Genomic DNA, 26092 nt, shown 5'->3' on the forward strand with positions numbered 1-26092 from the left:
TTCCTGCCGCAACCTGGTCACCAGTTGAACCCCATCGAGAGCTTGAAGGTCCGCGTCGGCAGCAGCTGGCTGGTCGGGCGGCCGAGATTGGGATTCGGCTCGCCGGGCGCGCCGAACCAGTCATCGCGACCATCGTAGTTCACCCAGTCGAACACGTTCAGCACGTCGCCGCGGACATAGAAGCTGAGCCGCTCCCCGGCCTGCCAGGTGCGCTGGGCGGCCAGGTCGAACTGCTTGAAGCCCAGCGTGCCGTCCGGGGTGTAGTAGTCGATGATGCAGTCGTCCCAGCCGGCCAGGCAGTTGGTGCCCTGGCGTGGGCTGGGGCTGGCGAGGCTCAGCTTGCCCGACAGCGTGAGACCGAACGGCGCCTCGTAGATGCCGGTCGCGACCAGGCGATGCTTCGGCACGCCGGTCGAGGCCAGCCAACCGAAGCCGGCCAGGTCGGGATAGTCGAACGCGCCGCCGGACGTGGTGTTCGCGTTCTGCTCGGCGTCGGTGAAGGTATAGGCCAGCGTCATGCCCCAGCGCGAGGCGGGCGTATAGGGCTTGTCGACCTTTAGCGCCAGGCTGTTGGCGCGGGTTTCGAGCCCGTTGGTGCCGATGATCAGGCGCCCGTAGCCCGGCACGCCGAACGCGGCGTCGTCCCACGGCGGACCCCAGGTCGTCCCCGGCGCGAAGAACTCGCCGTCCGGCCTGCGGTTGCCGAGGTGGAACACCAGGCCGTCATGGCTGGTGACGTGCGACAGCGTCACCTCGGTGACCCACGCGCCGTACAGGTTGCGCATGCCCAGGCTGAACTGGTCGGAGTAAGGGGTCTTCAGGTCGTTGTCGAGCAGGTAGCGCTCGGAGCCCAGGTTCGGATTGGCGGCCACCAGGGCCTGCAGGGCCGCAGGATCGAACCAGGTCTCGTCCCAGGCCAGGCAGGTCGGGCTGGACGCGTTGCAGTCATGCCCCGCGGTATCGAACTGGTAGGTGTAGGGCGGGAAGCTGTACTTGGTGGTCTCCAGCGCCAGCTGGCTGAAGAGGTTGCGGTCGTAGGACCGGCCCGCGCCGCCGAAAATCACGTGCCGCTGGTCGCCGAGCAGGTCGTAGGAGAAGCCAAGCCGCGGCTGCCACGCGTCCTTGAAATCGTCGCGCTCCGACCCGGTGCTGATGTAGTCGTCGATGCGGATGCCCGAGCCCGGTGCGTTGATGTTGTCCCAGCCACGCAGGGCGGCCACGTAGTCGGCCGGGGTCACGTAATCGGTATAGGCGGGATTGGTCTCGTAGTCCCAGCGCAGGCCCAGGTTTAGCGTCAGGTGCTCGTTGACCTCCCAGTCGTCCTGCACATAGATGCCGTACTGCTTCCCGGACGTGGTCAGTCCGCCCGTCGCCTCGCCCAGCGGCGCACCGAAGCGGACCTGGTACGGGATCGAGGTGTCCTGGCCGATGTCGTAGTAATACTGGGCGTTGTAGGGGTTCTGCTCCAGCGACGTGATGTCGATGTCCTTGAACTTCACGCCCATCTTGATGGTGTGGCTGCCGCTCCACTCGAAGCTGTTGAGGGTCAGGTCGTTCTGCACCGACCAGCCCTTCTGCCCCTTGTCCTGGAAATCCGGCCCGCCACCGGCCTGCAGGATCACGTCGTTCGAGTTGTCTGTGGTCAGCACGTAGCCGGGTTCCAGCGTGAACGCGCGCGGGCGCCAGCTCGCATCCTCGTAGCCGACGTGGAAGTCGTTGAGGAAGCGCTCGCCGCTGTACTGGTAGCGCAGGTCGATGCGACGGTCGTCGTTGTCCTTCTCGCTGCCGTACATGCGGGCGCGCGTGCCGTCGAAGTTGCCGAGCTCGCTTTCCTCGCGGACCTTGGCCGTCAGCTCCACCAGGTGCGCGTCGCCGGGCAGCCAGCTGAGCTTGCCGAAGTACATGTCCTGCTTGAACGGCGCGCTGAAGCTGCCGATGAGCGGCTGCAGCGCCGGCGGCAGCAGTTCCGGCGTGCTGGCGAAGCCCTGCCCCGGCGTCACCGCGCGCGGCGAGATGTACTCCTTGGCCTCGTAGGCGATGAAGAACTGCAGCCGGTCGCGGATGATCGGGCCTTCGAAGGACGCGCCGTACTGCTCCTCGCGGAATTCCGCCTTGCGGCCCTCCGCGGCCTCGCTCTCGGTCGCCTTGCGCCAGTCGGTGGAGGTGCGGTCCCAGAAGAAGCTGCCGCCGAATTCGTTGCTGCCCGAGCGCGTGACCGCGGTGATCGCCGCGCTGCCGAGCTGGTCGTATTCGGCCTTGTAGTTGGAGGTGATCACCTTGTACTCGCCGATCGCGGCCTGCGGGAACGGATTGCCGCGGGTCGAGTCCTGGCCGCTGACGCCGCCGGGCAGCACGTAGTTCTTCTGCCCCACGCCGTCGATGAAGACGTTGATCGCGCTGGAGTCCTGCGCGCCCGAGCGCAGCCGGGTCGAGCCGTCGCTGCCCTGCGAGAACTGCACGCCGGGCACGGTGTCGGCAAAGGCGAGGAAGTTGCGCGTGCCCTGCGGCAGCGCCTGGATCTGCCGGGGCGTGATGTAGGTCGCCACCTCGGAGGTCCGCGTCTCCACCAGCACCTGGGCGGTCACGGTCACCGCGTCGAGGGTCTCCGCGTCGCCGGCGGTGGCGGTTTCCTCGACCCCGCCCACGCCCAGGTCGAGGGTGGCGGTCTGGCCCACGCGCACGGTGATCTCGCGGCTGTCGGTCCGGCCGCCGGCGCTGACGTCGATGCGATAGCTGCCCGGTGGCAGCCCGCCCAGGCTGTAGGCGCCGTTGCTCGCGCGCACGCTGCGGCGCAGCCCGGTGGCCAGGTTGGTCGCGGTCACTTCGGCGTCGGTGGCCGGAGCCGAATCCAGCATGACCTGGCCGCGGATGGTGGCGGCGGTCGACTGGGCGAGCGCAGGCGTCGCGCCCAGCAGCAGGCCGGTGGCCAAGGCAGCGGCCAGCAGCGAGCGCTGGACGGGAAGGTGTCGCTGGGGGTGCGTGCTCATGTCGATCTCCAGGGGCCAGTCAGGGCACGGGGCGGGCGCCGGCGCGCAGGCCGGGTTCCGCGGACACGCACTGCTGGACGATGGAGCGGCTGCCGTCCCCTGTGCCGGCCCCCTCCCTCGACTGCAGCCGCAGCCGCAACGCACGTGCCCCGAGCCCGGCGATATCTACCCCCATGCTGGTGAGCGCCGGGTGCACGCGCCCGTCCGCCTTGCTCAGGGCAGCACCTTGCGGAACGGACGGACCTCGACGCTGGCATAGACGCCCGCGGCGACATACGGGTCGGCATCGGCCCAGGCGCGCGCATCCTCCAGCGAGTCGAAGCGGGCGATGACGATGCTGCCCGAAAATCCAGCCGGCCCGGGGTCATCGGCATCGACGGCCGGGCATGGGCCCGCCACCAGCAGCCGGCCCTCGTCGCGCAGCAGCTGCAGGCGCGCGAGGTGCGCGCCGCGCGACGCCGCGCGCCTGTCCAGCACCCCGGCGCCGTCGCGCCCTTCGATCGCGTACCACATCGGTCCTGCTCCATCTGCCGGCAACGGCCGCCATGCTAGCCGCAACCCGCGATGAAGCCCCGCATCTGTACGGGCTGGACAAGCCGCATTCGCTGCCAGTACCCTGAACCCCGGTTCCGAGTGCCGGAACGCAGCGGCGGCGCGGTCCGCCCGTCCTGCCCCAGCCGGCCCACCCACGACCTCACTGCCACCGCGCCGCCACGGCTGAAGCCGTCGCGCCCGGCCGGAGTGGTCTGGCTGCAGTGCCCCGCGGCCGCCGGCCGCACAGGCGCCACCGCGTCCCGTCCGGGGCCTGGCGCATGCGTTCTTCCAAGTTCGAGTGGCCCGGAGGGGGCCGCCACACCGATGACCCAAGCCGGTTCTGACACCGCTGCCGCAGCCGCGCCGGACGCCCACGTGCCCGGGCGGGCGCCGATGCAGCAGGAAATCGCGCTGGCCACGGTGCACGGGCAGCCGCTGCTGCAGCTGCCGCAGGACCTCTACATCCCGCCGGACGCGCTGGAGGTGATCCTCGAAGCGTTCGAAGGGCCGCTCGACCTGCTGCTGTACCTGATCCGGCGCCAGAACCTCGACATCCTCGACATCCCGGTGGCCGAGATCACCCGCCAGTACGTCTCCTACATCGACGTGATGCAGGAGCTGCGCTTCGAGCTGGCGGCGGAATACCTGGTGATGGCCGCGATCCTGGCCGAGATCAAGTCGCGCATGCTGCTGCCGCGTCCGCCGGCCGACGAAGGCCTCGAGGACGATCCGCGCGCCGACCTGGTGCGCAGGCTGCAGGAGTACGAGCGCTTCAAGCAGGCCGCCGAGGACATCGACACCCTCCCCCGGCTGGACCGCGACACCAGCGTCGCCAGCGCCTTCGTGCCGGAACGCACGATCCACCGCGAGCCGCCGCCGGTCGACCTGCGCGAGATGCTGATGGCCCTGCACGACGTGCTCAAGCGCGCCGAGCTGTTCACCGGCCACGCGATCCGCCGCGACGCGCTGAGCGTGCGCCAGCGCATGGGCGAACTGCTCGCGCGGCTGGAGGACGGCGCCTTCCACCGCTTCGAGCAGCTGTTCGAAGCGCGCGAGGGCAAGCTGGGCGTGGTGGTGACCTTCCTCTCGATCCTCGAGCTGGCCAAGGAACGCCTGCTGGACATCGTGCAGGAAGCGCCGCTGGCGCCGATCTACGTCAAGTCGCTGGCGGTGGACCACTCCGGCGACGCCCCGCTCGAGTTCGCCAGCGAATTCGACGACGACATCGATGATGCCGCCGGCGACGACGCCGGGCGCTGACGCGTCGCCACCCGCAACAGGACACGCATGGATCCGCTACTGATCAAACGCATCGTCGAAGCCGCCCTGCTGGCCAGCAGCCAGCCGCTGACGGTGGTGCAGCTCAACGGGCTGTTCCCGCTGGACGAACCGGCGCCGGAAGGCGGCATCGGGCAGGCGCTCGAAGCGCTGCAGGCCGAATGCGCCGACCGCGGCGTGGAACTTGTGGAGGTCGCCTCCGGCTGGCGCTACCAGGTGAAGTCCGAGGTCCACGCCTGGGTGGCGCGGCTGTGGACCGAGCGCCAGGTGAAGTACACCCGCGCCACGCTCGAGACCCTGGCGCTGATCGCCTACCGCCAGCCGATCACCCGCGGCGAAATCGAGCAGGTGCGCGGCGTGGCGACCAACAGCAACATCATCAAGGCGCTGGAAGAGCGCGAGTGGATCCGCGTGGTCGGCCACCGCGACATGCCCGGGCGACCGGAGCTGCTGGGGACCACCAAGGGCTTCCTCGACTATTTCGGGCTCAAGCGCCTGGACGAACTGCCGCCGCTGTCGGAGCTCAAGGATTTCGGCGAGCTGGAGCCGCAGCTGCAGTTCGAGCCCGAGGCGAAGGACGCCGGCGACGCGATGCCGCTGGGCGACATCGATGCCGGCAGCGCCGACGCCGACAACGACACAGACACAGAAGACACAGACACCGGATCCGACACCGTGGACGCCACGGACGCCGGGGACGTTCCGCCGCACACCGCGGCAACCGACGAAGACGATGCCCTCGCCGACGACGGCGACAGCACTGGAGTGGAAGAAGAATGACGCAAGACAAGACCGGCGGGCGCAAGCTGTCGCTGAAGCGCGGCCCGGCCGCGACCACCGAAACCGAGGCCCCGAAGCTCGAGGAGCGGCTGCACAAGGTGCTGGCCCAGGCCGGCCTGGGCTCGCGCCGCGCGCTGGAACAGCGCATCGCCGACGGCCTGGTCAAGGTCAACGGCGAAACCGCCCAGGTGGGCATGAGCATCCGCGGCGGCGACCGCGTCGAACTCGACGGCAGGACCTTCGTGGCCAGCGCGCTCACCGAGCCCGCCCGCGTGCTGCTCTACAACAAGCCCGAGGGCGAGGTCACCACGCGCGAGGATCCCGAAGGCCGGCCGACCATCTTCGATTCCCTGCCCGCGCTCAAGGGCGCGCGCTGGATCGCGATCGGGCGCCTGGACATCAACACCACCGGCCTGCTGCTGCTGACCACCGACGGCGAACTCGCCAATGCGCTGATGCACCCGTCGTTCGAGGTCGAGCGCGAGTACGTCTGCCGCGTGCGCGCGCCGGAAGGCATGGAGACCGTGCCCGACGCCATCGTCGACCGGCTGCAGCGCGGCGTGGCCCTGGACGACGGCCCGGCGAAGTTCGACGAGATCAAGCGCATCGGCGGCACCGACTCCCACGAGTGGTTCCAGGTCACGGTCAAGGAAGGCCGCAACCGCGAGGTGCGCCGGCTGTGGGAATCGCAGGGCTGCCAGGTCAGCCGCCTCAAGCGCATCCGCTACGGCCAGGTGGAACTGCCGCAGCCGCTGCTGCGCGGCCAGTCGCAGGAGCTGGCCGACGAGAAGGTGCAGGCGCTGCGCACCCAGCTGGGCCTCGAGGACGGCACGCCGGCCGCGCTGACCCTGCTGCCGGTGATCGGCCAGCGCCGGGCAGCCAAGTCCACGGTCCAGGTGGGCGGCCAGCACCGCAGCCACGGCTATGTCGGCGGCCACACCACCACCGCCGACGAAGGCCGCGAGCTGCGCCGCTTCGACAACGTGCGCGAGGACCGCGGCCGTCGCGGCGGTCCGCGCAAGCCCTCGGGTGGCCTGACGGTCACCGGTGAAGCCGCGGCGCGCCAGTCGCACAAGCCGCTGAAGCAGCGCCAGGACCGCCGCGCCCTGCCCGAAGGCAACCCGGCCGCGTTCCGCAGCTGGTACGTGCCCGACGGCGTCGACACCGGCCCCTCGGGCCACCGCAACGCCGGTCCGGGTGGCGCGCGCAAGCCGGCCGGACGCAAGCCCGGCGGCCCCCGCCCCGGCGGTCCGGGTGGTGGTGGCGCGGGTGCCCGCACCGGTGGCGCCGGCAGGCCCGCCCGTGCGGCGCATCCCTATGGCCATCCCGGCAACGCGCCGGTGTTTCCCTCCGATCACGCCACGCCCGGCGGGCACGAGCGCCCGCGTGGCCCGCGCCCCGGCGGTCCCGGCGGCAGGCCTGGCGGCGCCGGCAAGCCCGGCGGACGCCCCGGTGGCCGCCCCGGCGCCGGTGGGCCGGGTGGCCGTCCCGGCGGTGCACCGGGCGGCCGTCCCGGCGGTCGTCCGCAGGGCGCCGGTCCGCGTGGCCCGGGCGGCCCGCGCGGCGGTGGCGGCGGCGGACGCCGCGGCGCCTGAGATCAGCCCCGGTCGAGCGTGAACGCATCCCCGTCGCCGAGGGCGGGGAAGCGCGCACGGTGGGCGGCGAGCTCGTCGGCCAGCAGGGTGGTGGTGACCACCACTTCCTCGTCGGTGCATTCGCTCAGTGGCGCGCCGAGGAAGTCGATGACCGCGCTGTCGCCGGCGTAGGCCAGGCCGTTGCCATCCCGACCGACCCGGTTCAATCCGGCGACGTAGCAGAGGTTCTCGATCGCGCGCGCGCGCAGCAGGATCTTCCAGGCGTGGGCGCGCGCCGCCGGCCAGTTGGCCACGTAGAGCTGCAGGTCGAAGGCCGGACGGCCGTCGGCGTCGAGCGTGTTGCGCGCGAACACGGGGAAGCGCAGGTCGTAGCAGACCAGCGGGTTGATCCGCCAGCCGCGCAGCTCGACCACCAGCCGTTCGCGTCCCGCGGCATAGCGCTCGTGTTCGCGCGCATAGGTGAACAGGTGGCGCTTGTCGTAGTGCGCGAGGCTGCCGTCGGGCCGCACCCAGAGCATGCGGTTGTAGACGCCTGCGCCATCGCGAAGCTGCACGCTGCCGCTGACCACGGCGCCCAGCGCGGCGGCCTGCTCGCGCATCCAGCGCACCGTCGGCCCGTCCATGTCTTCGGCCTGGTCGATGGCGTCGTTGCTGAAGCCGCTGGTGAAGGTCTCGGGCAGCAGCACCAGGTCGGTGATGCCGCGCAGCGGGCCGATCAGCTCGCCGTAGTACTCGCGGTTGCCGGCGGGGTCGTGCCAGAGCGTGTCGCCCTGGACCAGGGAGATGCGCAGGTTGTCCATGTTCCCGTCCTGATCGGTCAGAGGTTCGCCAACCGCGCGATGGCGGCGTCCAGGGTCGGCTGCGCCTTGGCGAAGCACAGCCGCGCCAGCCGCTGCCCGGGCGGCGGCGACTCGTAGAACGGCGACAGCGGGATCGAGGCCACGCCGTGCTCGACGGTCAGCCAGCGACAGAATTCGGCGTCCTGTAGGTCGCTCACTGCGGAGTAGTCCACCAGCTGGAAATAGCCGCCCGGCACCGGCAGCGGGCGCAGGCGCGTGCCCATGAGCCGTTCGCGGAACGCGTCGCGCTTGGCCTGGTAGAACGCGCCCAGGCCCAGGTAGTGCCCAGGCTCCTCGCGCAGCATCTCGGCGAAGGCATGCTGGGCCGGCGCGAACGTGCAGAACACGTTGTACTGGTGCACCTTGCGGAACTCGAGCGACAGCCCGGGCGGCGCGATGCAGTAGCCCACTTTCCACCCCGTGCAGTGGTAGGTCTTGCCGAAGCTGGAGATCACGAAGGCGCGCTCGCGCAGCGCCGGATGGCGCAGCGCCGACTCGTGGCGCGCGCCGTCGAACACGATGTGTTCGTAGACCTCGTCGGAGATCAGCCAGACGCCGGTGTCCTGCACGATCGACGCGAGCTCGGCCATGTCGTCGGCCGAGAGCATCGCACCCGACGGGTTGTGCGGCGTGTTGACGATCAGCATGCGGGTCTTCGCACCGATCGCCGCGCGCACCCGCGCCCAGTCCGGCGCGAACGTCGCCGGATCCAGCGGCACGTGCACCGCACGCGCCCCGGCCAGGTCGATCGCGGGCTCGTAGCAGTCATAGGCCGGGTCCAGGACTACGACCTCGTCGCCGGCGCGGACCACGGCGTGGATCGCGTTGAAGATGGCCTCGGTGGCGCCGCTGGTCACGGTGACTTCGGCCTCGGGATCGGGGCGGTGGCCGTACAGCGAGGCGGTCTTGTCGGCGATCGCTTCGCGCAGCGCCGCCACGCCGGTCATCGGCGCGTACTGGTTGTGGCCGGCGCGCATCGCGCGCTCGAGCGCGTCCACCAGCCGCGGCGGCACGTCGAAGTCGGGGAAGCCCTGGCCGAGGTTGACCGCGCCGTGTGCGGCCGCGAGCTGCGACATCACCGTGAAAATGGTCGTCCCCACCTTCGGAAGCTTGGTGCCCGGCATGCGTCTTCCTCCATCCCGGCCGCGTGCCGGAGCATCCGCGAGTTTACGCAGCGTGCCGGCATCGCGTTAAATCACCCCATGTCCTCCCTGCCCCCCGCCCCCATCGAGGCCGACGTCCACCGCCTGGCCACGGCCTATCTCGACGCGGTGTACCGCTGGGCGCGCGACGGGGACTGGCACGACATCCGCATCGGGCTGCCGGTTCCGGGCCTCGAGCTGCTGCATCCCGACGTGCGCTGCTTCGGCCTGCTGTCGGCGTGGAATCCGGTCTCGCAGCCGCGCGATGACGCCGCCAACCGGCGCGCGGACGCCGCGCTGGAAAGCGAACTGGCCGCGCGCGACATCGTGCGCGTCCCGTCGTTCTCGTCGGCGCGCAATCGCAGCTGGCGCGAGCCGGGCTGGGTGGTCTTCGACGTCGACAGCGCGCTCCTCGACGCGCTGTGCCGCCAGTTCGGCCAGCTCGGCGGCTTGTGGTGGGAACGTGGCCAGCCGGTCCGCCTGCGCATGCAGGCCGCGAAGCCGGCGGGCTTCCCCGACGACGCCCAGGTCGACTGGCTAGAATAGCCGCCGTCCGGTCGCCGTCGCGGCCCGTGTCGCACGATGCCCGAGCCCGCCAGCCCCACGCCTCCCCTGCTCTCCGCCCAGGCGCTGCGCTTCACGCGCAACGACACGCCCGTGTTCGGTCCGGTCGACTTCGAGGTCGCGTCGGGCGAAGCCTTGCTGGTCCAGGGCGACAACGGTGCCGGCAAGACCACGCTGCTCAAGGTGCTCGCCGGCCTGCTGCGTGCCGATTCGGGTGACATCCGCCTGCAGGGCCGTGCGGTCGACGACGCACTGCGCGCACGCGTGGTCGGCTATCTCGGCCATCTGCCGGCGCAGAAGGCCGACCTGAGCGCGCTGGAGAACCTGCGATTCCTCTGCGGCCTGCACGGCAGCCGAGTTGGCATGTCGCTGGAAGACGCGATGGCCACCGTCGGGCTCGCCGGCTACGAGGATGCGCTGGCGCGGCAGATGTCGGCCGGACAGCGCAAGCGGCTGTCGCTGGCCCGGCTGTGGCTGTCGCCGGCGCCGCTGTGGCTGATGGACGAGCCCTACGCCAACCTCGACCTCGATGGCATCGAGCTGGTGAACCGGATGATCCAGGCCCACCTGCGCGAGGGCGGCGGCACCATGGTCACCACCCACGGCGCGTACGCCGCGCCGCCGGTGCGCACCCGGCTGCTGGTGCTGGAGCGTCCATCATGATGTGGTCCGCCGCCAAGGCACTCGCGGTCCGCGACCTGCAGATGCTGTGGCGCAGGCGCGGCGACAGCCTGCAGCCGGCGCTGTTCGCCCTGCTGGTGCTGGTGCTGTTCGCGCTGGCGCTGGGCAGCGATCGCGTGATGCTGGCGCGGGTCGCACCCGGGGCGCTCTGGGTGGCCGTGCTGCTCTCGGGCCTGCTGGCGCTGGACACGCTGTTCCGCGGCGACGCCGAGGACGGTTCGCTGGAGCAATGGCTGCTGGCACCGGTGCCGCTGGCGTGGCTGGTCCTGGTCCGCGTCGCCACGCACTGGGCGACCACGGCGCTGCCGCTGGTCCTGGCGATGCCGCTCCTGACCGAACTGATGGCGCTGCCGCGCGGGCACTGGCCGGTGCTCTTCGCGTCACTGATGCTCGGCACGCCGCTGCTGGCGCTGCTGGGCGCGGTGGTGGCGGCGCTGACCGTCGGCATGCGCCGCTCGGGCATCCTGGTGGCGCTGCTGGCCCTGCCGCTCTACGTCCCGGTGCTGGTCTTCGGCGCCGGCAGCGTCACCGCCGCCACCCAGGGCTTCGACCCGGCCGGCGGCCTGCTCCTCCTCGCCGCGGGCCTCGTGGCGGCCCTGGTCCTCGCCCCGCTCACCGCGGCCGCCGCGATCCGGATCGCGCTGTCCTGAGGTCGATGTTCGGCTGCAGGGTTCTGGTGGGCACGCCAGCCAAGTTGGCCGGCTTTGTGGAGGAGCGTGGCGCTGCGGGGTGGGTGGGGACAGCGCACAGGGACGTGCGCGGTAGGCGCTTCAGCCATGGATGGCTGAGGCGCCGGTCCCCACCCACCCCGCAGCGCCACGCGCCCCCCGAAGCCGAGGCCAAAAACCACCATGGCGCCTGAAACGCCGCCAACCCGCGCCACCGTGTTCCAGCTCCGCGCCTTGGCCCGCGGGGCCAAACCTGAAAGAATGCAGTGCTGGTCCGGACGCCCGCCCAGGTCCTGGGCCGGCCCTTTCCGGGCCTGCACGCCTGCCGCCAGCGAAAACCAGATGTCCGACATGAACCCGGTACTCCGCTGGTTCCACCAGCTGGGGTCGCCCCCCTACTTCGACCGCTTCGCCGCCCGCTGGGCGCCGTGGGGCTATGTCCTGGGCGCCCTCGTCATGGCCTGGGGCATGTACGGCGCGCTGTTCCAGGTGCCCGCCGACTACCAGCAGGGCGACAGCTTCCGCATCCTCTACATCCACGTCCCGGCCGCGTGGATGAGCCTGCTCGTGTTCGGCCTGATGGCGCTGTATTCCGCGATCGCGCTCATCTGGCGGATCAAGCTGTGCGAGATCCTGGCCATGGCCTGCGCGCCGATCGGCGCCGCCTTCACCGCGGTGACCCTGGCGACCGGGTCGATCTGGGGCAAGCCGATGTGGGGCACCTGGTGGGACTGGGACCCGCGCCTGACCAGCCAGCTGGTACTGCTGTTCCTGTACCTGGGCGTGATCGGCCTGTACCACGCCATCGACGACCGCCGCACCGCCGCGCGCGCCGCCGGCCTGCTGGCGCTGGTCGGCGTGGTGATGCTGCCGGTCATCCGCTACTCGGTGGTCTGGTGGAACTCGCTGCACCAGGGCCAGACCATCCGCGTGTTCGGCGAATCCTCGATGGACCCGAGCATGCTGCCGCCGCTGGTCTGGGTGGTCATCGGCACCAAGTTCTGGTTCGCCGGTTCGCTGCTGGCGCGTGCGCGCGCCGACAACCTGCAGCGCGAGGCGGGCAAGGACTGGGTGCGGCGCCTTGCCGGGGCCGGGAGCACGCCATGAGCTATCGCGAATACGTCATCGCCGCCTACGCGGTGTTCGCCCTGATGCTGGCCTGGGACTATATCGCCCCGCGCCTCGCCATCGCCCGCCAGCTGCGCGCAGCGCGCAGGCTGGCCGCGCGCCGCGCCGCACGCCCTGCCGGCAACACACGTCCCACGGAGCTTGGTCGATGAATCCCACCCGCCGCAGGCGCCTCTGGTTCGTGCTCGCCGTCGTCGCCGCGGCTGCCCTGGTGGCGGTGCTGGTCGGCGCGGCGCTGCAGCGCAACGTCGCCTACCTGTTCACGCCGGCGGAGATCCTCGATGGCCGCGCCGGTGCCGACGTGGCTTCGGGCGCGACCCGGTTCCGGCTTGGCGGCATGGTCGCCAAGGGCTCCTTCGAACGCACGCCCGGCTCGATGGAGGCGCGCTTCCAGGTCAGCGACGGCGACGCGCTGATGCCGGTGGTGTACTCGGGGATCCTTCCCGACCTGTTCCGCGAGAGCCAGTCGGTGGTCGCCACCGGGCGCATGCGCGCCGACGGGACCTTCGTCGCCGAGGAAGTGCTGGCCAAGCACGACGAGACCTACGTGCCCAAGGAAGTGGCCGACAAGATGGGCCTGGCGCACGAGAAGCACAACGTCGACATGCCTGCCGCGGCCGACGAAGGCGCGCGCTAGTGCTGCCGGAGATCGGCCAGGCCGCGCTCGCCCTGGCGCTGGTGCTCGCGGTCCTGCAGGGCATCGCCGGCCTGGCCGGGGCCGCGCGCGGCCGCGAGGAACTGGCCGCGGTGACCCGTCCGGCCGCGCTGGCGCAGCTGGTGCTGGTGCTGGCCGCGTACGTGCTGCTGACGATGGCCTTCATTACCGGCGACTTCTCGGTCAGGTACGTCGCCGACAATTCCAACAGCCTGCTGCCGCTCGTCTACCGCTACACCGCGGTCTGGGGCTCGCACGAGGGCTCGCTGCTGCTGTGGGCGCTGATGCTGGCGGTGTGGAACGCCGCGGTCGCGCTGATGTCGCGGCGCATTCCGTGGAGCTTCCGCGCGCGCGCACTGGGCATCATCGGACTGGTGGCGGTGGGCTTCCTGTCGTTCATGGTGTTCACGTCGAATCCGTTCGACCGCCTGCTGCCCGCGGCGGTCGAAGGCCATGACCTGAACCCGCTGCTGCAGGATCCGGGGATGATCATCCATCCGCCGCTGCTGTACATCGGCTACATCGGCTTCGTGGTGCCGTTCGCCTTCTCGCTCGCCGCACTCCTGGAAGGCGTGGTCGACGCGCGCTGGCTGCGCTGGTCGCGGCCCTGGACCAACATCGCCTGGGCGTTCCTGACCGTCGGCATCGCCATGGGCAGCTGGTGGGCCTATTACGAACTCGGCTGGGGCGGCTGGTGGTTCTGGGATCCGGTGGAGAACGCCAGCTTCATGCCGTGGCTGGTCGGCGCGGCGCTGATCCATTCGCAGGCGGTGACCGAGAAGCGCGGAAGCTTCGGCAGCTGGACCATGCTGCTGGCGATCGCGGCGTTCTCGCTGTCGCTCCTCGGCGCGTTCCTGGTGCGCTCGGGCGTGCTGACCAGCGTGCACTCCTTCGCCGCCGACCCGTCGCGCGGCCTCTTCATCCTGGTCTTCCTCGGCGCGGTCATCGGTGGCGCGCTGCTGGTGTACGTGATGCGGGCGCCGCGGCTGGCGCAGGGCAAGCCGTTCTCGGTGTCCTCGCGCGAGACCCTGCTGCTGGTCAACAACCTGCTGCTGGCCTCGGCCTGTGCGATGGTGCTGTTCGGCACCCTGTACCCGCTGCTGGCCGACGCGCTCGACCTGGGCAAGGTCTCGGTTGGTCCGCCCTACTTCGGCACCCTGTTCCTGGTGCTGATGGCGCCGCTGGTGATGCTGGTGCCGTTCGGGCCGCTGACCCGCTGGCAGCAGGAGCAGGCGTCGAGGCCGATGGCGATGCTGGCGCCGTGGCTGGCGCTCGCGCTGGGGCTGGGCGTGGCGGCGTGGTTCCAGGCGCCGCAGGGCGCGGTGAAGACCGGGTTCGGCGTGTTCGCCGCGGCCTGGGTGGCGCTGGGCACGCTGCGCTTCGTCTGGACCCGCATCCGCGCGAAGGGCCGCAGCTTCACCCCCGAGATGCTGGGCATGGTGCTGGGCCACCTCGGCATCGCGGTGTTCGTGGTCGGCGCGATGCTGGTCGAGGCGCAGAACGTGCTGCGCGAGGTGCCGATGCTGCCGGGCCAGACCCAGACCATCGGCCGCTACGACTTCCGCTTCGACGGCGTCGACCGCGTGCAGGGTCCCAACTACATGGCCGACCGCGGCCACGTGCAGGTGTTCCGCGATGACCGGCCGCTGGTGCTGCTGCATCCGGAAAAGCGCGCCTATGCCAGCGGCGGCCAGGTGATGACCGACGCCGGCATCCACGCCGGCCTGCGCGCCGACATCTTCGTGGCCCTGGGCGAGCCGCTGGGCAATGACGCGTGGGCGGTGCGCCTGCACGTGAAGCCCTTCGTGCGCTGGATCTGGGCCGGCGCGCTGCTGATGGCGCTGGGCGCCGTGGTGGTGGCCTTCGACCGCCGCTTCCGCCTGCCGCTGAAGAAGGAGGATGCGCGATGAACACGCCCCTGCCGCCTGGAGCCCCCTTGCCGGGCGCGCCTGTGCCCGGAGTGCCGCCCACCGGCGGACGCCGCCTGCTGGCCGTCCTGCTGGTCGGGGGCTTCGTGGCCCTGCTGGTGCTGCTGGCCTGGGGCGTGAGCCGCTCCGACCGCCCCGACCGCGAGTCCCTGCCCTCGCCGCTGATCGGCAAGGCGGCGCCGCAGTTCTCGCTGCCGGTCCTGCATGACGCCAGCTACCGCGTCGGCAGCGGGGACCTGCGCGGCCAGCCCTACATCCTCAACGTGTGGGGCAGCTGGTGCCCGGGCTGCCAGGAGGAGCATCCGGTCCTGGCGCGCTACGCGGAAACCAAGAAGATCCGCGTGGTCGGCTACAACTGGAAGGACGAGCCCGCCGACGCGCTGCGCTGGCTGGAGCAGTTCGGCAATCCCTACTGGGTGGTGATCACCGACTACGAAGGCGAGACGGCCATCGAGTGGGGGATCTACGGCGCGCCCGAGACCTTCCTCGTCGACGCCGAGGGCATCGTGCGCTGGAAGCACGTCGGCCCGCTGACCGACGCGATCGTCGACGATGTGCTCGCGCCGATGGTCGCCGGGCTGGAGTCCGGCGGATGAGCGCGCGCGTGGCCCATGCCGCGAAGACCGTCCTGCTCGCCGGCGCGCTCGCACTGCTGGCCGCGGCCGGCCTGCTCGCACCGCAGTCCGCCGCCGCGCAGGCGGTGCGCAACGTCCAGCCACTGGAATTCCGCGACCGCGCCGAGGAACAGCGCTTCCACCAGCTCACCCTCGAATTGCGCTGCGTGATGTGCCAGAACCAGTCACTGGCCGATTCCGACGCGCCGATCGCCCACGACCTGCGCCGCGAGGTGTTCAACCTCATGCGCGAAGGCCGCAGCGATGCCGAGATCAAGACCTTCCTCGTCGAGCGCTACGGCGAATTCGTGCTTTACCGCCCGCCGTTTGGCGGCGGCACCCTGCTGCTGTGGCTCGGTCCCGCGCTCGTGCTGCTGGCCGGCGCCGTGGTGCTGGTGGTCGTCGTGCGCCGGCGTGCCTCGGCCAACCGCGTCGCGACCGATCCCGTCGACGACGGACAGGAGTGGTGATGACCGCGGTCTTCCTCCTCGTCGTGCTGCTCGTCGCGGTGCTGGCCACCGCCATGGTCGCCGCCCCGCTGCGACGTGCCTCGCCGCGCACCTGGCTGGTGGTGATGGCGGCGGTCCCGGTGCTGTCGCTGGGCCTGTACCAGACCCTCGGCACGCCCGCCGCGCTCGACCCCGCCGCCAGAAGACCGGTCGCCGATGGACTCGATGCCGCCACCCAGGTCGATCCGGCGGAGTTCGCCCAGGCCATCGCGGAGCTGCGCACGGAACTCGAACGCAATCCGGAGCAGCCCGAAGGCTGGGTGCTGCTTGCACGCTCGATGTCGGTCCAGGGTGACCATGCGGCCGCGCACGACGCCTACAGCCGGGCGCTGCGGCTGGTGCCGGACGAACCGGCGCTGATGGTCGAGGTCGCGCAGTCCAGCGCGCAGGCGCATCCGCAGAACCGCTTCAGCGACGACGCGGTGGCGCTGCTGCAACGCGCGCTGTCGCTACAGCCGGGCAACCAGCGCGCACGCTGGTTCCTGGGCGTCGCCCAGCGCCAGCGCGGCCTGGATGCCGAGGCGGCGGCCACTTGGGAAGGGCTGCTGCCACAGGTCGACGAAGCCACCGCTTCCAGCCTGCGGCCACAGATCGCGCAGGCCCGCGAGGCCGCCGGCCTGCCGCCGCTGGACCAAGCCACGGCTCCCGCTGCGGGCATGGCCACGCCATCGTCCGACGCGACCGCGGCCCGCGGCTCCACGGCTGCGGGCACCGCCGCCGGCGGCCTGCGGATCCGCCTGAGCCTTGCGCCAGGCGTGGCCGAGCGGGTTGGCCCGGAGGCCACGGTCTTCGTCATGGCGCGCCACCCCGACGGGCCGCCGATGCCGGTCGCCGCCGAGCGCCACCCGGTGTCGGCCCTGCCGCTGGACATCGTGCTCGACGACGGCGACAGCCCGATGCCGACCCAGCTGCTCTCCCAGCTGGACGCGGCGGTCGTCTCGGCGCGGATCTCCGCGCGCGGCACGGTCGAACGCCGTGCCGATGACGTGGAAGCCGCTCCGGTGCGGGTCATCCTGCCCAACGCGGGCACGGTCGAGCTGGTGATCGGCGCGGAGTGAGTCCGCGCACGCGGATCGGCGCCTCGACACTTCGGCCGCGGCGGTAAACTGGCGCCCATGACCGAATTCATCCCGCCCGGCACGCGCTGGATCGAGCTGCCCGCCGGCTTCGCCATGAAGCGCGGCGGCGTCCTGCCGCAGGGCCGCATCGCGTACGAGACCTGGGGCCGGCGCAATGCCGCCGGCGACAACTCCATCCTGATCCTCACCGGACTATCGCCGGACGCACACGCCGCGGCGAGCGCCCACGACCCCTCCCCCGGCTGGTGGGAGCCCATGGTCGGGCCCGGCAAGGCGATCGACACCGACCGCTGGCACGTGGTCTGCGTGAACTCGCTGGGCAGCTGCAAGGGATCCAGCGGCCCGGCGTCGGTCGACCCGGCCACCGGGCAGCCCTGGCGGCTCGCCTTTCCCGACGTCGCCATCGAGGACGTGGCCGACACGGCCGCCCACGTGGTGCGCGCGCTGGGCATCGGTCGGCTGGCCTGCGTCGTCGGCAACTCGATGGGTGGCATGGCGGCGCTGGCGCTGCTGGCGCGGCATCCCGGCATCTCGCGCAGCCACGTCAACGTGTCCGGCGCGGCGCGCGCGCTGCCGTTCTCGATCGCGATCCGATCGCTTCAGCGCGAAGCCATTCGCCTGGACCCGCACTGGAACAACGGCGAGTACGACGAGGCGCGCTATCCCGAGAGCGGGATGCGCATGGCGCGCAAGCTCGGCGTCATCACCTATCGTTCGGCGCTCGAGTGGGACGGACGTTTCGGCCGCGTGCGCCTGGACTCCGACCGCCGCGACGACGAAGACCCGTTCGGGCTCGAGTTCGAGGTCGAGAGCTACCTCGAGGCGCACGCGCGGCGCTTCGTGCGCAACTTCGACCCGAACTGCTACCTCTACCTGAGCCGCTGCATGGACTGGTTCGACATCGGCGAATCCTGCGGCGGCACCACCGCCCAGGGCCTGGCGAAGATCCAGGTCGAGCGCGCGCTGGCGATCGGCGTGCAGACCGACATCCTGTTCCCGCTGCAGCAGCAGGAGGAGATCGCCGATGGCCTGCGCGCAGGCGGCGCGGCCTCGACGTTCCTGCCGCTGGAGTCGCCCCAGGGGCACGATGCCTTCCTGGTCGATTTCGCGCGTTTCTCTCCCGCGGTCGGCGACTTCCTGGCCGCGCTGTGAGCCGGAAGCCGTCCGTTCGGGCCGCGGCATGCTGCGCCGCGGCGCGGGCGATGTGGCGGCCCGTCGTACACTCTTCGCCATGAGCAAGTCCAGCGAAGGCGCCGGCGGCGCCCTGCCCGACGTCCCGTTCCACGGTCGCGAGCGCCTGGTCGCCGGCATCGACCAGGCCCTGGCGGCCGGTGACTGCCACGCGGTGACCGCGGCGCTGCGCGTCGTCATGTGCGAGCTGATCCGCGACCCGGGCGTGCGCCTGCCCGACTGCGTGCACAGCCCGATCGAGGACCACTACGCGCGCCGCGAGCTCTATCGCAGCCCGACGCACGGCTACAGCGTGGTGGCGATGACCTGGGGTCCCGGACAGGGCACGCCGATCCATGACCATGCCGGCTGCTGGTGCGTCGAGGGCGTCTGGGAAGGCGAACTCGAGATCACCCAGTTCGAGCTGGTCGAGCGCGACGGCGACCGCTTCCGTTTCCGCTCCGCCGGCGGCCTGCAGGCAGGCCCCGGCAGCGCCGGCAGCCTGATCCCGCCGCACGAGTACCACACCATCCGCAACGCCGATCCGAGGGCCATCGCCGTTTCGCTGCATGTCTACGAGGGACCGCTGGAGCAGTGCTCGCGATTCGAGCAGGCCTCGGGCGAGTGGTATCTGCGCGTCGACACCGCCTTGCGCACCGACCAGGCTGCATGAGCTTCCGCTGCCGCTATACTTTGCGCCCGCGCCGGAATGGCGGAATCGGTAGACGCAGCGGACTCAAAATCCGCCGCCCTTAAAAGCGTGTGGGTTCGAGTCCCACTTCCGGCACCACGGTAGGATTTTTCTGACCCTCGAACGGGGCCAGCGCCGATACGGGCCTGGCGCGTGTCCGCGCATCATGTCCGCACCGGCAGCACAGCGCACCAACGGACGGAGCGCCGCCTACAGGGATGCATGGCCGTGGTCACTGACCACGGTGCTGGGCCGGATACCTCTCGCCTCATCGGCACCCCGCGCGGCTAACATGGCCCCATGTGCCTGATCGCCCTCGCCTGGCGCCAGCATCGCCACTGGCCGCTGGTCATCGCCGCCAATCGCGACGAATTCCACGCCCGCCCCACCGCAGACGCCGGCCTCGATCCGGACGACCCCACGGTCTATGGTGGACGCGACCTCGTCCAGGGCGGCGGCTGGCTGCAGGTCTCTGCGCGTGGCCGGCTGGCCGCGGTCACCAACGTCCGCGACGGCCTTGGCGCCTGGGCGCAGCCGCGGTCGCGCGGATGGCTGGTCCGCGACTTCGTCCGCGGCGATCTCTCCGCCAGCGACTTCGCCGCCGGACCGGCCGCGGAAACCGGCTACGGTGCCTTCAACGCGCTGCTTTGGGACGGATCCATGCTGGTCCATGCCAGCAACCATCCGGGCATGCAGCATGGCAACGTGGCGCCGGGCATCCACGCCATGTCCAACGGCGCCTTCGACGCGCCCTGGCCCAAGAGCATGGCGGCGACGCGCGCGCTGGAGACGTGGTTGGGCTGCGTCGCCGATATCGCGGATCCGCCTTGCACGGCCGACGTGCTGGAGCCGCTGTTCGCAGCCCTGGCCGACACGCAGGTGGCGCCCGACGCCGACCTGCCGGATACCGGCATCGGACTGGAGCTGGAACGCGCGCTTTCACCGCCCTTCGTCTCCAGCGGCGTGGAATACGGGACGCGCTGCAGCAGCGTGGTGCTGGTGGGTCGCCGACAGATCGTGTTCGCCGAACGGCGGTTCGGGCCACGGGGCGGCGCCATCGGCGGGAGCATCGCCCGTATTCCGCTGCCGGGCAGCTGACGCGTCAGGGCGAGCTGGCGCGGCAGCGCAGCGGCGCGCTGTGCTCCAGGCCCTGCTCCCAGCCGTTGGGCCGGCGCAGCGCGATGGTGTCGTTGATGCAGGCCCGCTCCGCGCCGTCGCGCATCGCGGCAACCGGGCCTGGCAGCAGCACGACGTCGCCCCCGCTGCTCGTCCCTACCGTCACCCTGGCCGCGTCATCGGCCGCGGCGTCGCCATCCGCCGTGCCGTCGGCCGGATCCTGCGGCACGGTCGCGATCGCGGCCGCGGGCACATCGTCATCGGCGAAGGCGGCGCCTGCCAGGTGCCGCACGATGTCGGCCACCAGGATGCCCGCCGCGACCGCCAGCAGCACGGGCAGGAAAAGCGACCACGGGTCGCGGCTGTCGCGCGGGATGACTCGGTTCATGGCGTGCCCCTCGGGAAGCGCCAGAGTAGCGCTTCGCGGCCCGGTCGCAGCCTCGGGTCAACCCGAGGAGACATCGCCATCGCACCGTCAATCCACCCGACCGTCCATCGGCGGACCTGGCCAGGGCCACCAGCCGCGCCCCGTCAGCGCATAGCGGTCGGCGGCCCGCTCGAAGCGGTTGCGCACGCCGATGCCGCCGCACAGGAAATACAAGGGCAGGAAAAACGGCCCCAGCGCCATGTACTGGTACACGTGCGCGCGTTCGTGGTCGGCCAGGCGCACGGTGCGCTGCTCGCACAGGCCTGCCCTGTGTGCATAGGTCAGGCAGTCGCCGTCCAGGCTGTCGCCGGTGTGCAGGATCACGTTGCCCAGCGTGAGCGCGCCTCCCGGACCCCAGGGCACGCCGTCGAAGGCCAGCGCGAGATCCCCGGCGCGCAGCCGCATCCGGGCACCGAACGGGAGCGCGGCCAGGCCGACGGCCAGTCCGGCCACGGTGTTGGGCAGCGCCCACGCCATGCCCAGGATCCCGACGGTCAGGCGTGCCGCGCGCCTGTGCGCGCTCAACCGTCCTCGGGCATCAGCAGCCACAGGACCAGGTAGACCAGGATGCCGGGGAAGGCCGCCGACAGCACCGAGGCGACCACGTAGACGACGCGCAGAAGGGTCGAACTCCAGCCGAAGCGCCGCGCGATCCCGCCGACCACGCCCGCGAGCACGCGGTCGTCCAGCGGACGTGCCAGCCGTGGGCGCACGCTGCTCATCGCTGCGACAGCCAACCGTGGATCGCGTCCGGCACTTCCTTCTGCGCCCGGCCCGAAACGTAGATGCCGATGTGGCCGCCGCGGAACGACAGCTCGGAGTAATCGTCGGTGCCTACCAGCCCGCGCAGCGGCCTGGACGCCGACGGCGGCACCAGGTGGTCCTGCTCGGCGAAGATGTTGAGCACCGGCATCTCGACCATGCCCAGGTGCACCTCGCGGCCGCCGATCTCGATGCCGCCTTCGACGAAGCCGTTGCCCTGGTAATACATGGTGATGAACTGGCGGAAGGCTTCGCCGGCCTGGTCCGGTGAATCGAAGATCCACTTCTCCATGCGCAGGAAGTCTTCCATCGCCGCCTTGTCGTCGAGGATGTCGGCCATGCCGACGTACTTCTGCACGAACAGGCGCCACGGCTTCAGCGTCAGGTAGCACATGTTCATCAGGTCGGCCGGGACGTTGCCGAGGGTGTCGACGAACAGGTCGACGTCCATCCCGCGGGTCCAGTTCGACAGCATGTTGTCCGGAGTGTGGAAATCCACCGGCGTGACCATGGTGATGAGGTTGCGCACCTTCTCCGGGTTGAGCGCGGCGTAGCTCAGCGAGAACGCACCGCCCTGGCAGATGCCGAGCAGGTTGATCGCGTCGACGTCGTACTCGCCGCGCAGGTGGTCGACCGCGCCGCCGATGAAGCGCTCGATGTAGTCCTCGAGGTCGAGGAAGCGGTCCGAGCGGTCGGGGTAGCCCCAGTCGATGATGTAGACGTCCTGCCCGCGCGCGAGCAACTGGCGCACCAGCGACTTGTTGTCCTGCAGGTCGACCATGTAGGGGCGGTTGACCAGGGCGTAGGCGATCAACAGCGGCACGCGCACCGTGGGTTCGCGCTCGCCGATGAAGCGGTAGAGCACCACCTTGCCATCGCGCCAGACCTCCTCGCGCCGCGTGGCGCCGAAGTCGACGTCGTCGACCTCGCGCAGCACCTGCAGTCCGGCGGTGAGCTTCTGCTGCAGGCGGAGCGCCTCCTCGGCCAGGCTCGCGGGCGTGATGTTGAGCGGACCGTACATGTCAGCGCCTCCCCTTCTTCACCGGCTTTGCCGCCTTCGCAGCGGGGCCCCTGGAGGAGCCCTTCCCGACCGACTTGGCTGCCTTCGCCGGGCCCTTCTTCGCGATCGGCTCGGGTGCGCGCGGCACCGAGCCGGAGATCGCGCCGCCGAATCCGCTGCGCGCCGACGACGCGCGCCTGGCCGCCTTCTTCGGCGCGGCGGCGGGCGCCGCAGCCGCGCGTCTCGCGGCGGCGCCGGAGGTACCGGCACGGGCCGCCGTCTTCGCCGCTTTCCTGGACGCGCTGCCGCCCCGCTTCGCGGGAGCCGGCGCGGCCGCTCCACGACGACGCGCCGGGGCCGCCGTCGTGCCGGCCCCAACCGGCTCCGCGGCGCCTGGCTGCGGCGTGCGCCCCAGCGCATCGCGCAGCCGGCGCACTTCGCGCTCGAGCTGCGCCAGCTTGCGATGCGCGCCGTCGAGCTCGCTGCGCGTGGGCATGCCCAGCTGCGCGGTGGCGTCCTCGACCATGCGCTGCACGCCGCCGCGCACGCGCATCTGCGCGTTCACCAGCTGGCCGTAGACGTCGCGGAATTCCGGCGACAGCGCGATGTCGGCATAGGCTTCCTCGGCGGCGTCGATCCAGAGATCGAACAGCGCGCGCCCGGACTGCAGCTGCCGGCCCGGCTCTTCGTGGTCGATCAGCCGGTTTTCGAAGATCAGGAAGGCCTCCTGCTGCGCCTTCGCCATCAGTGCGGCATAGGCGCTGGACGCCTGCTGGTAATCGACCATGTGGCCGGCGAGCTGCTGGATCCGCTCCTGCTGCTCGCGGCCGGCGCCGAAGGCCGGCATCCGCAGCCAGGACGTGCCCTCGTCGCGCACCGACTGCAGCCAGGGCGAAGAATCCTCCACCCACTGCTCCAGGCCCTGCAGGCCGTGCCCGCGCAGGCTGCGCAGCATCTCGGGGAAGGGATTTTCGCCGGCGGCGCCCAGGGCTTCCTTCCAGGCGCGCGCGACGTCCACCGCGTTGGTTTCCTGCCCGGCGAAACGCGCCGCGACTTCCTGCATGCGGGCGTACCACTGGCGGGCCTGGGTGTTGAAATGCCCGACCGCGTCGTTGGCCTCGGTGCGGCCCCCGTGCGCCAAGCGCGTCCACAGGTCCAGCGATTCCTGCCAGGCCTCGACGCCGGGGGGCAGCTGCGGTCCGCCCATCCCGGGAATGGTCGCCGCGGCCGGCGCCGCGCCGCGCAGCACGTCGCCCCATGCGGCCCAGTAGCGTCGCGCCAGCGACTCGAAATCACCCTGAGGATTGCCCAGCATTGCCCGTCTCCATCCGCGTGGCCCGATCATAGCAACCGCACAAGGCGGCGCCAGCGCCGGCTCAGGGCTTGGGAATGCGCAGGGTCTTGCTGATCATCAGCGAGCCGGACAGCGCGTACACCAGCACCAGCGGATGCAGCTGCCACGGCCCGACCTGCCACTGCCCGAGCCACAGGTTGTCGCCGATCGCACCCTGCCACGCGGCCACGGCCAGCAGTCCGACGATCGCGACGCTGGTCGGGATCGGCGTGCCTTCGAAATACTTCACCTTGTCGCCGCCGTCGGCCAGCGTCTCGGCGGTCACGTTGTAGCGCGCCAGGCGGCTCACGCCGCAGCCGACGAACCAGCTCAGGACCACCCAGTCCCAGCCGCCCTGCAGGCCGCAGGCGTAGCCCAGCGCGGCGGGTGCGACGCCGAAGGAGATGACGTCGGCCAGCGAGTCCAGTTCGCGCCCGAGCGTCGAGGCCACCTTGCGCCAACGCGCGATGCGCCCGTCGAAGGCATCGAAGACAAAGGCCAGCGGGATCAGCGCCATGCCGAGCAGCAGGTCACGGACGCCGCTGCTTCCAGCGCCCTCCTGCAGGTAGCGCATCGCGGCGAAGATCGCGCCGGTGCCGCAGAACGCATTGGCAAGCGTGAACCAGTCCGCCAGGTGGAAGTCGCGGAGCATGGAGAAGTGGCGCTGGCGGGTCATCGACGCTCCAATGTGCGCAAGGAAGGCTGCAGCATGCCAAACCCGATGTCAGCGCGGGGCAAATCCGCGTCAGCGCGGCATCGCGAGGTGGGAGACACCCAGTGCCGCGGCGCCGCGCGGCGTCGCTTCGATCACGGCGTCGACCGGCAGCGCCGCGCCATCGAGGTGGGCATCGACCCGGTCCAGCGCCTCGTAGACATAGGGCAGGAGCGGCAGGTAGCGCGCGCCATAGTCGGGGAATGCGAGGAAGCCGTCGAAATGCTGCACGTTGCGCACCTGCCAGTAGCGCACGTCGCGGCCGGCGGCACGGGCATGGGCGACGTAGGGCGCGCTGCTGAAGGCGACCGGGATCAGGCCGTCGTCGAGCCCATGCACCACCACTACCGGCAGCCCGGCGCGCGGCGGTGCCGCGCGCGTGGCGGCGATGCCGGCGCGCACGCGGTCGGCGTCGGGGCCCTGCCCGGTCGACAGGCCGCGCAGGCACTGCAGGCCGGTCCACGCCAGGTCGGGTGGCGCGAGGCCGACGTCCACCAGGCCCACGCCGGAACCCGGTGGAATGCCGCTGGCATCGGACCACCAGGCGGCACGTTCCGCGGCCGTCGCCGCTCGCGGCCGGAAGTCGCTGCCCTGTGCGGCGTACGAGAGTCCGCATGGTCCCTCGCCCACGCCGTAGCGGCCGTATGCGCTCGCATAGGTCGCGGCCACCGCGCGCCAGAGGTCGAAGCCGGCCGACAGCGCACCGGCGCGCAGCGCTTCGTCGGTCCAGCCGCTGTCGGCCAGGCGCTCGCGCGCCTGTCCGGCCTGCGCCGCGGTGTCCGCGCCGTCCAGCAGCCCCTGCGCGGCCAGCGATGCGCAGCGCGCGGCGTACAGCGGACGCACCTGGTCGAGCAGCGGCGGCTGCGGCAGCTGGTCCACCGCCAGCAGCGCGCAGGGCATCAGCAGCGCGGCTTCGGTGGTGTAGTCGTAGAGCGCGCGCGCGCCCGGCGCGTCGACGTACACATTGGGCTCGCCGGCCACGACCGCGTCCAGCCAGTCGCCTTCCAGCTCGGCCGCGCGCAGCACCGCGCCGCCGCCGTTGGAAATGCCCACCGCGATCACGCGCGTGTTGTCGAAGGTGAAAGGCGCCTGCGCAGGCAGGGCCTCGTCCAGCGCGTGCAGCGCGAACTCGGCGGCCTGCTTCACGTGGCGGCCCCAGTCGGCTTCGGGGTTGTCCTGCGAATGGGCGTGCTTGAAGGCCACCCCGGTGGCGCCCTGCGCCGCGTCGGGCGCGAAGGCGATGTCGCCGGCGTCGCGCGCCGCGACGCGTCCATCCGCCCCGAAGCCCAGGCCCGCGTCGAGGTCGAAGTAGTCGCTGCCCGCGCCCTTGTCGGTATAGGCGACGGCGCAGCCGCGCGGCAGGCCCCAGGCACCGGCCACCGCGATCGAGCCGTAGATGCCGCGCGAGCCGGAAGATGCGGTGACCACCACGCAGCGCTTCGCGGCGTCGAAAGCGTCGGGCACCTGCGCCAGCACGCGGTGCGGATGGGTCGCGCCGGGGACGGTGGCATAGGCGGAGAATTCGCGACCGGGAACCGCGGCCACGCTGCCGTACAGGGTGCCGTAGCCACCGGCGGGGCCAAGGTCGGCAATCCCGCGCCAGTTGCTCCAGAGCGCGCGGCGGCGCAGTTCGGCGGCCGTCGGCGCCGCGGCGTCGGCGAACGCCGGCGGCACCATCTGGCGCAGGCCGTCGAGGCCCAGGCCCGCGGTCAGCAGGTCGTCGCCATCGCGATGCAGGCTGCTGCGTGGCTGCTCGAACATCACCGTCTCCCTTGCGTCGCGTGCGGCGGCCGAGGCGCAGCCGGCCAGCACGGCCAGGGCCAGCGTCGCCGCCGTGGCGACCAGGCGCGCGCGCGGCGTGGTCGGGTTGGAATGCGGAAACTGGCGCACGTAGGCCACC

27 protein-coding genes and 1 tRNA gene are annotated in these 26092 nt (G+C 71.4%); 17 read left to right on the forward strand and 11 right to left on the reverse strand.

Features of this window, described 5'->3' with window-relative positions:
• Nucleotides 1-17: 17 nt before the first annotated feature.
• Together JGR68_RS08110 and JGR68_RS08115 are read right to left on the reverse strand one after the other, a co-directional pair.
• On the reverse strand, nucleotides 18-2987 hold the full coding sequence (locus JGR68_RS08110) for a TonB-dependent receptor (protein ID WP_199361939.1): 2970 nt from the start codon (nucleotides 2985-2987) through the stop codon (nucleotides 18-20).
• Nucleotides 2988-3200: 213 nt separating this feature from the next.
• Nucleotides 3201-3500, reverse strand: coding sequence for a YciI family protein (locus tag JGR68_RS08115; RefSeq protein WP_199361938.1), 300 nt, complete (start codon nucleotides 3498-3500; stop codon nucleotides 3201-3203).
• Between the two features lie 414 nt (nucleotides 3501-3914).
• On the opposite strand from JGR68_RS08115, the gene JGR68_RS08120 reads away from it, so the two are divergent.
• From JGR68_RS08120 to JGR68_RS08130, 3 genes are read left to right on the forward strand one after another with little or no spacing between them, the layout of a single operon-like run.
• Nucleotides 3915-4781: a ScpA family protein gene (locus JGR68_RS08120; RefSeq protein WP_234446467.1), complete on the forward strand. Its 867-nt coding sequence runs from the start codon at nucleotides 3915-3917 to the stop codon at nucleotides 4779-4781.
• Between the two features lie 27 nt (nucleotides 4782-4808).
• Entirely contained in the window at nucleotides 4809-5579 is a 771-nt protein-coding gene (gene scpB / locus JGR68_RS08125) for an SMC-Scp complex subunit ScpB (protein WP_199361936.1), read from the forward strand.
• Nucleotides 5576-7174 carry a pseudouridine synthase gene (locus JGR68_RS08130; protein ID WP_199361935.1) on the forward strand — a complete coding sequence of 533 codons (1599 nt, stop codon included), beginning with the start codon at nucleotides 5576-5578 and terminating at the stop codon, nucleotides 7172-7174. The genes scpB and JGR68_RS08130 overlap by 4 nt, the downstream gene beginning before the upstream one ends.
• Before the next feature lie 2 nt (nucleotides 7175-7176).
• Here JGR68_RS08130 and JGR68_RS08135 read toward each other — a convergent pair whose 3' ends face one another.
• On the reverse strand, nucleotides 7177-7974 hold the full coding sequence (locus tag JGR68_RS08135; protein ID WP_199361934.1) for an amidohydrolase: 798 nt from the start codon (nucleotides 7972-7974) through the stop codon (nucleotides 7177-7179).
• A gap of 17 nt (nucleotides 7975-7991) precedes the next feature.
• On the reverse strand, nucleotides 7992-9137 hold the full coding sequence (locus JGR68_RS08140; protein WP_199361933.1) for a pyridoxal phosphate-dependent aminotransferase: 1146 nt from the start codon (nucleotides 9135-9137) through the stop codon (nucleotides 7992-7994).
• Between the two features lie 78 nt (nucleotides 9138-9215).
• Between JGR68_RS08140 and JGR68_RS08145 the strand changes: the two genes are divergently transcribed.
• The 14 genes from JGR68_RS08145 (at nucleotide 9216) to JGR68_RS08210 (ending at nucleotide 19940) form a co-directional block, all read left to right on the forward strand.
• Nucleotides 9216-9701, forward strand: coding sequence for a DUF3293 domain-containing protein (locus JGR68_RS08145; RefSeq protein ID WP_199361932.1), 486 nt, complete (start codon nucleotides 9216-9218; stop codon nucleotides 9699-9701).
• Nucleotides 9702-9737: 36 nt separating this feature from the next.
• Entirely contained in the window at nucleotides 9738-10382 is a 645-nt protein-coding gene (gene ccmA, locus JGR68_RS08150; protein ID WP_199361931.1) for a heme ABC exporter ATP-binding protein CcmA, read from the forward strand.
• A complete protein-coding gene (gene ccmB / locus JGR68_RS08155) occupies nucleotides 10379-11050 on the forward strand; it encodes a heme exporter protein CcmB (RefSeq protein ID WP_199361930.1) in 672 nt (223 codons plus the stop codon). Before ccmA ends, ccmB begins: the two co-directional genes overlap by 4 nt.
• A gap of 369 nt (nucleotides 11051-11419) precedes the next feature.
• Complete coding sequence (gene ccmC / locus JGR68_RS08160; protein WP_199361929.1) at nucleotides 11420-12175, forward strand: heme ABC transporter permease CcmC; 756 nt, start codon at nucleotides 11420-11422, stop codon at nucleotides 12173-12175.
• A complete protein-coding gene (gene ccmD / locus JGR68_RS08165; protein ID WP_199361928.1) occupies nucleotides 12172-12348 on the forward strand; it encodes a heme exporter protein CcmD in 177 nt (58 codons plus the stop codon). Before ccmC ends, ccmD begins: the two co-directional genes overlap by 4 nt.
• Nucleotides 12345-12833: a cytochrome c maturation protein CcmE gene (gene ccmE, locus JGR68_RS08170; protein WP_199361927.1), complete on the forward strand. Its 489-nt coding sequence runs from the start codon at nucleotides 12345-12347 to the stop codon at nucleotides 12831-12833. The genes ccmD and ccmE overlap by 4 nt, the downstream gene beginning before the upstream one ends.
• On the forward strand, nucleotides 12833-14761 hold the full coding sequence (locus tag JGR68_RS08175; protein ID WP_199361926.1) for a heme lyase CcmF/NrfE family subunit: 1929 nt from the start codon (nucleotides 12833-12835) through the stop codon (nucleotides 14759-14761). Before ccmE ends, JGR68_RS08175 begins: the two co-directional genes overlap by 1 nt.
• Nucleotides 14758-15375: a DsbE family thiol:disulfide interchange protein gene (locus JGR68_RS08180; protein ID WP_199361925.1), complete on the forward strand. Its 618-nt coding sequence runs from the start codon at nucleotides 14758-14760 to the stop codon at nucleotides 15373-15375. The genes JGR68_RS08175 and JGR68_RS08180 overlap by 4 nt, the downstream gene beginning before the upstream one ends.
• Nucleotides 15372-15863: a cytochrome c-type biogenesis protein gene (locus JGR68_RS08185; protein ID WP_199361924.1), complete on the forward strand. Its 492-nt coding sequence runs from the start codon at nucleotides 15372-15374 to the stop codon at nucleotides 15861-15863. The genes JGR68_RS08180 and JGR68_RS08185 overlap by 4 nt, the downstream gene beginning before the upstream one ends.
• Complete coding sequence (locus JGR68_RS08190) at nucleotides 15863-16960, forward strand: tetratricopeptide repeat protein (RefSeq protein ID WP_199361923.1); 1098 nt, start codon at nucleotides 15863-15865, stop codon at nucleotides 16958-16960. The genes JGR68_RS08185 and JGR68_RS08190 overlap by 1 nt, the downstream gene beginning before the upstream one ends.
• Nucleotides 16961-17017: 57 nt before the next feature.
• Nucleotides 17018-18133, forward strand: a complete 1116-nt coding sequence (locus JGR68_RS08195; RefSeq protein ID WP_199361922.1) for a homoserine O-acetyltransferase — start codon at nucleotides 17018-17020, stop codon at nucleotides 18131-18133.
• 79 nt (nucleotides 18134-18212) lie between these two features.
• Nucleotides 18213-18824, forward strand: a complete 612-nt coding sequence (locus tag JGR68_RS08200; RefSeq protein ID WP_199361921.1) for a cysteine dioxygenase family protein — start codon at nucleotides 18213-18215, stop codon at nucleotides 18822-18824.
• Nucleotides 18825-18854: 30 nt separating this feature from the next.
• Nucleotides 18855-18941 (forward strand) — tRNA-Leu (locus JGR68_RS08205).
• A gap of 201 nt (nucleotides 18942-19142) precedes the next feature.
• The gene (locus tag JGR68_RS08210; protein WP_199361920.1) at nucleotides 19143-19940 is read left to right on the forward strand and encodes an NRDE family protein; all 798 of its coding nucleotides are present in this window, start codon (nucleotides 19143-19145) and stop codon (nucleotides 19938-19940) included.
• A 4-nt stretch (nucleotides 19941-19944) separates the two neighbouring features.
• Here JGR68_RS08210 and JGR68_RS08215 read toward each other — a convergent pair whose 3' ends face one another.
• The 7 genes from JGR68_RS08215 to JGR68_RS08245 all read right to left on the reverse strand — a co-directional run bounded on the left by JGR68_RS08215 (nucleotide 19945) and on the right by JGR68_RS08245 (nucleotide 26082).
• Nucleotides 19945-20346 carry a hypothetical protein gene (locus JGR68_RS08215; protein WP_199361919.1) on the reverse strand — a complete coding sequence of 134 codons (402 nt, stop codon included), beginning with the start codon at nucleotides 20344-20346 and terminating at the stop codon, nucleotides 19945-19947.
• A gap of 87 nt (nucleotides 20347-20433) precedes the next feature.
• Nucleotides 20434-20862 carry a hypothetical protein gene (locus JGR68_RS08220; protein WP_199362249.1) on the reverse strand — a complete coding sequence of 143 codons (429 nt, stop codon included), beginning with the start codon at nucleotides 20860-20862 and terminating at the stop codon, nucleotides 20434-20436.
• A 44-nt stretch (nucleotides 20863-20906) separates the two neighbouring features.
• The gene (locus tag JGR68_RS08225) at nucleotides 20907-21107 is read right to left on the reverse strand and encodes a PspC domain-containing protein (RefSeq protein WP_199361918.1); all 201 of its coding nucleotides are present in this window, start codon (nucleotides 21105-21107) and stop codon (nucleotides 20907-20909) included.
• Nucleotides 21104-22168, reverse strand: coding sequence for a class III poly(R)-hydroxyalkanoic acid synthase subunit PhaC (phaC, locus tag JGR68_RS08230; protein WP_199361917.1), 1065 nt, complete (start codon nucleotides 22166-22168; stop codon nucleotides 21104-21106). Before phaC ends, JGR68_RS08225 begins: the two co-directional genes overlap by 4 nt.
• Before the next feature lies 1 nt (nucleotide 22169).
• A complete protein-coding gene (gene phaE / locus JGR68_RS08235; protein WP_199361916.1) occupies nucleotides 22170-23462 on the reverse strand; it encodes a class III poly(R)-hydroxyalkanoic acid synthase subunit PhaE in 1293 nt (430 codons plus the stop codon).
• Nucleotides 23463-23523: 61 nt separating this feature from the next.
• A complete protein-coding gene (locus tag JGR68_RS08240; RefSeq protein ID WP_199361915.1) occupies nucleotides 23524-24156 on the reverse strand; it encodes a CDP-alcohol phosphatidyltransferase family protein in 633 nt (210 codons plus the stop codon).
• A 69-nt stretch (nucleotides 24157-24225) separates the two neighbouring features.
• Nucleotides 24226-26082 carry a D-(-)-3-hydroxybutyrate oligomer hydrolase gene (locus JGR68_RS08245; RefSeq protein ID WP_234446468.1) on the reverse strand — a complete coding sequence of 619 codons (1857 nt, stop codon included), beginning with the start codon at nucleotides 26080-26082 and terminating at the stop codon, nucleotides 24226-24228.
• Nucleotides 26083-26092: the final 10 nt, after the last annotated feature.

The sequence above is a fragment of the Luteimonas sp. MC1750 genome, assembly GCF_016615955.1.
GTDB lineage: Bacteria > Pseudomonadota > Gammaproteobacteria > Xanthomonadales > Xanthomonadaceae > Luteimonas.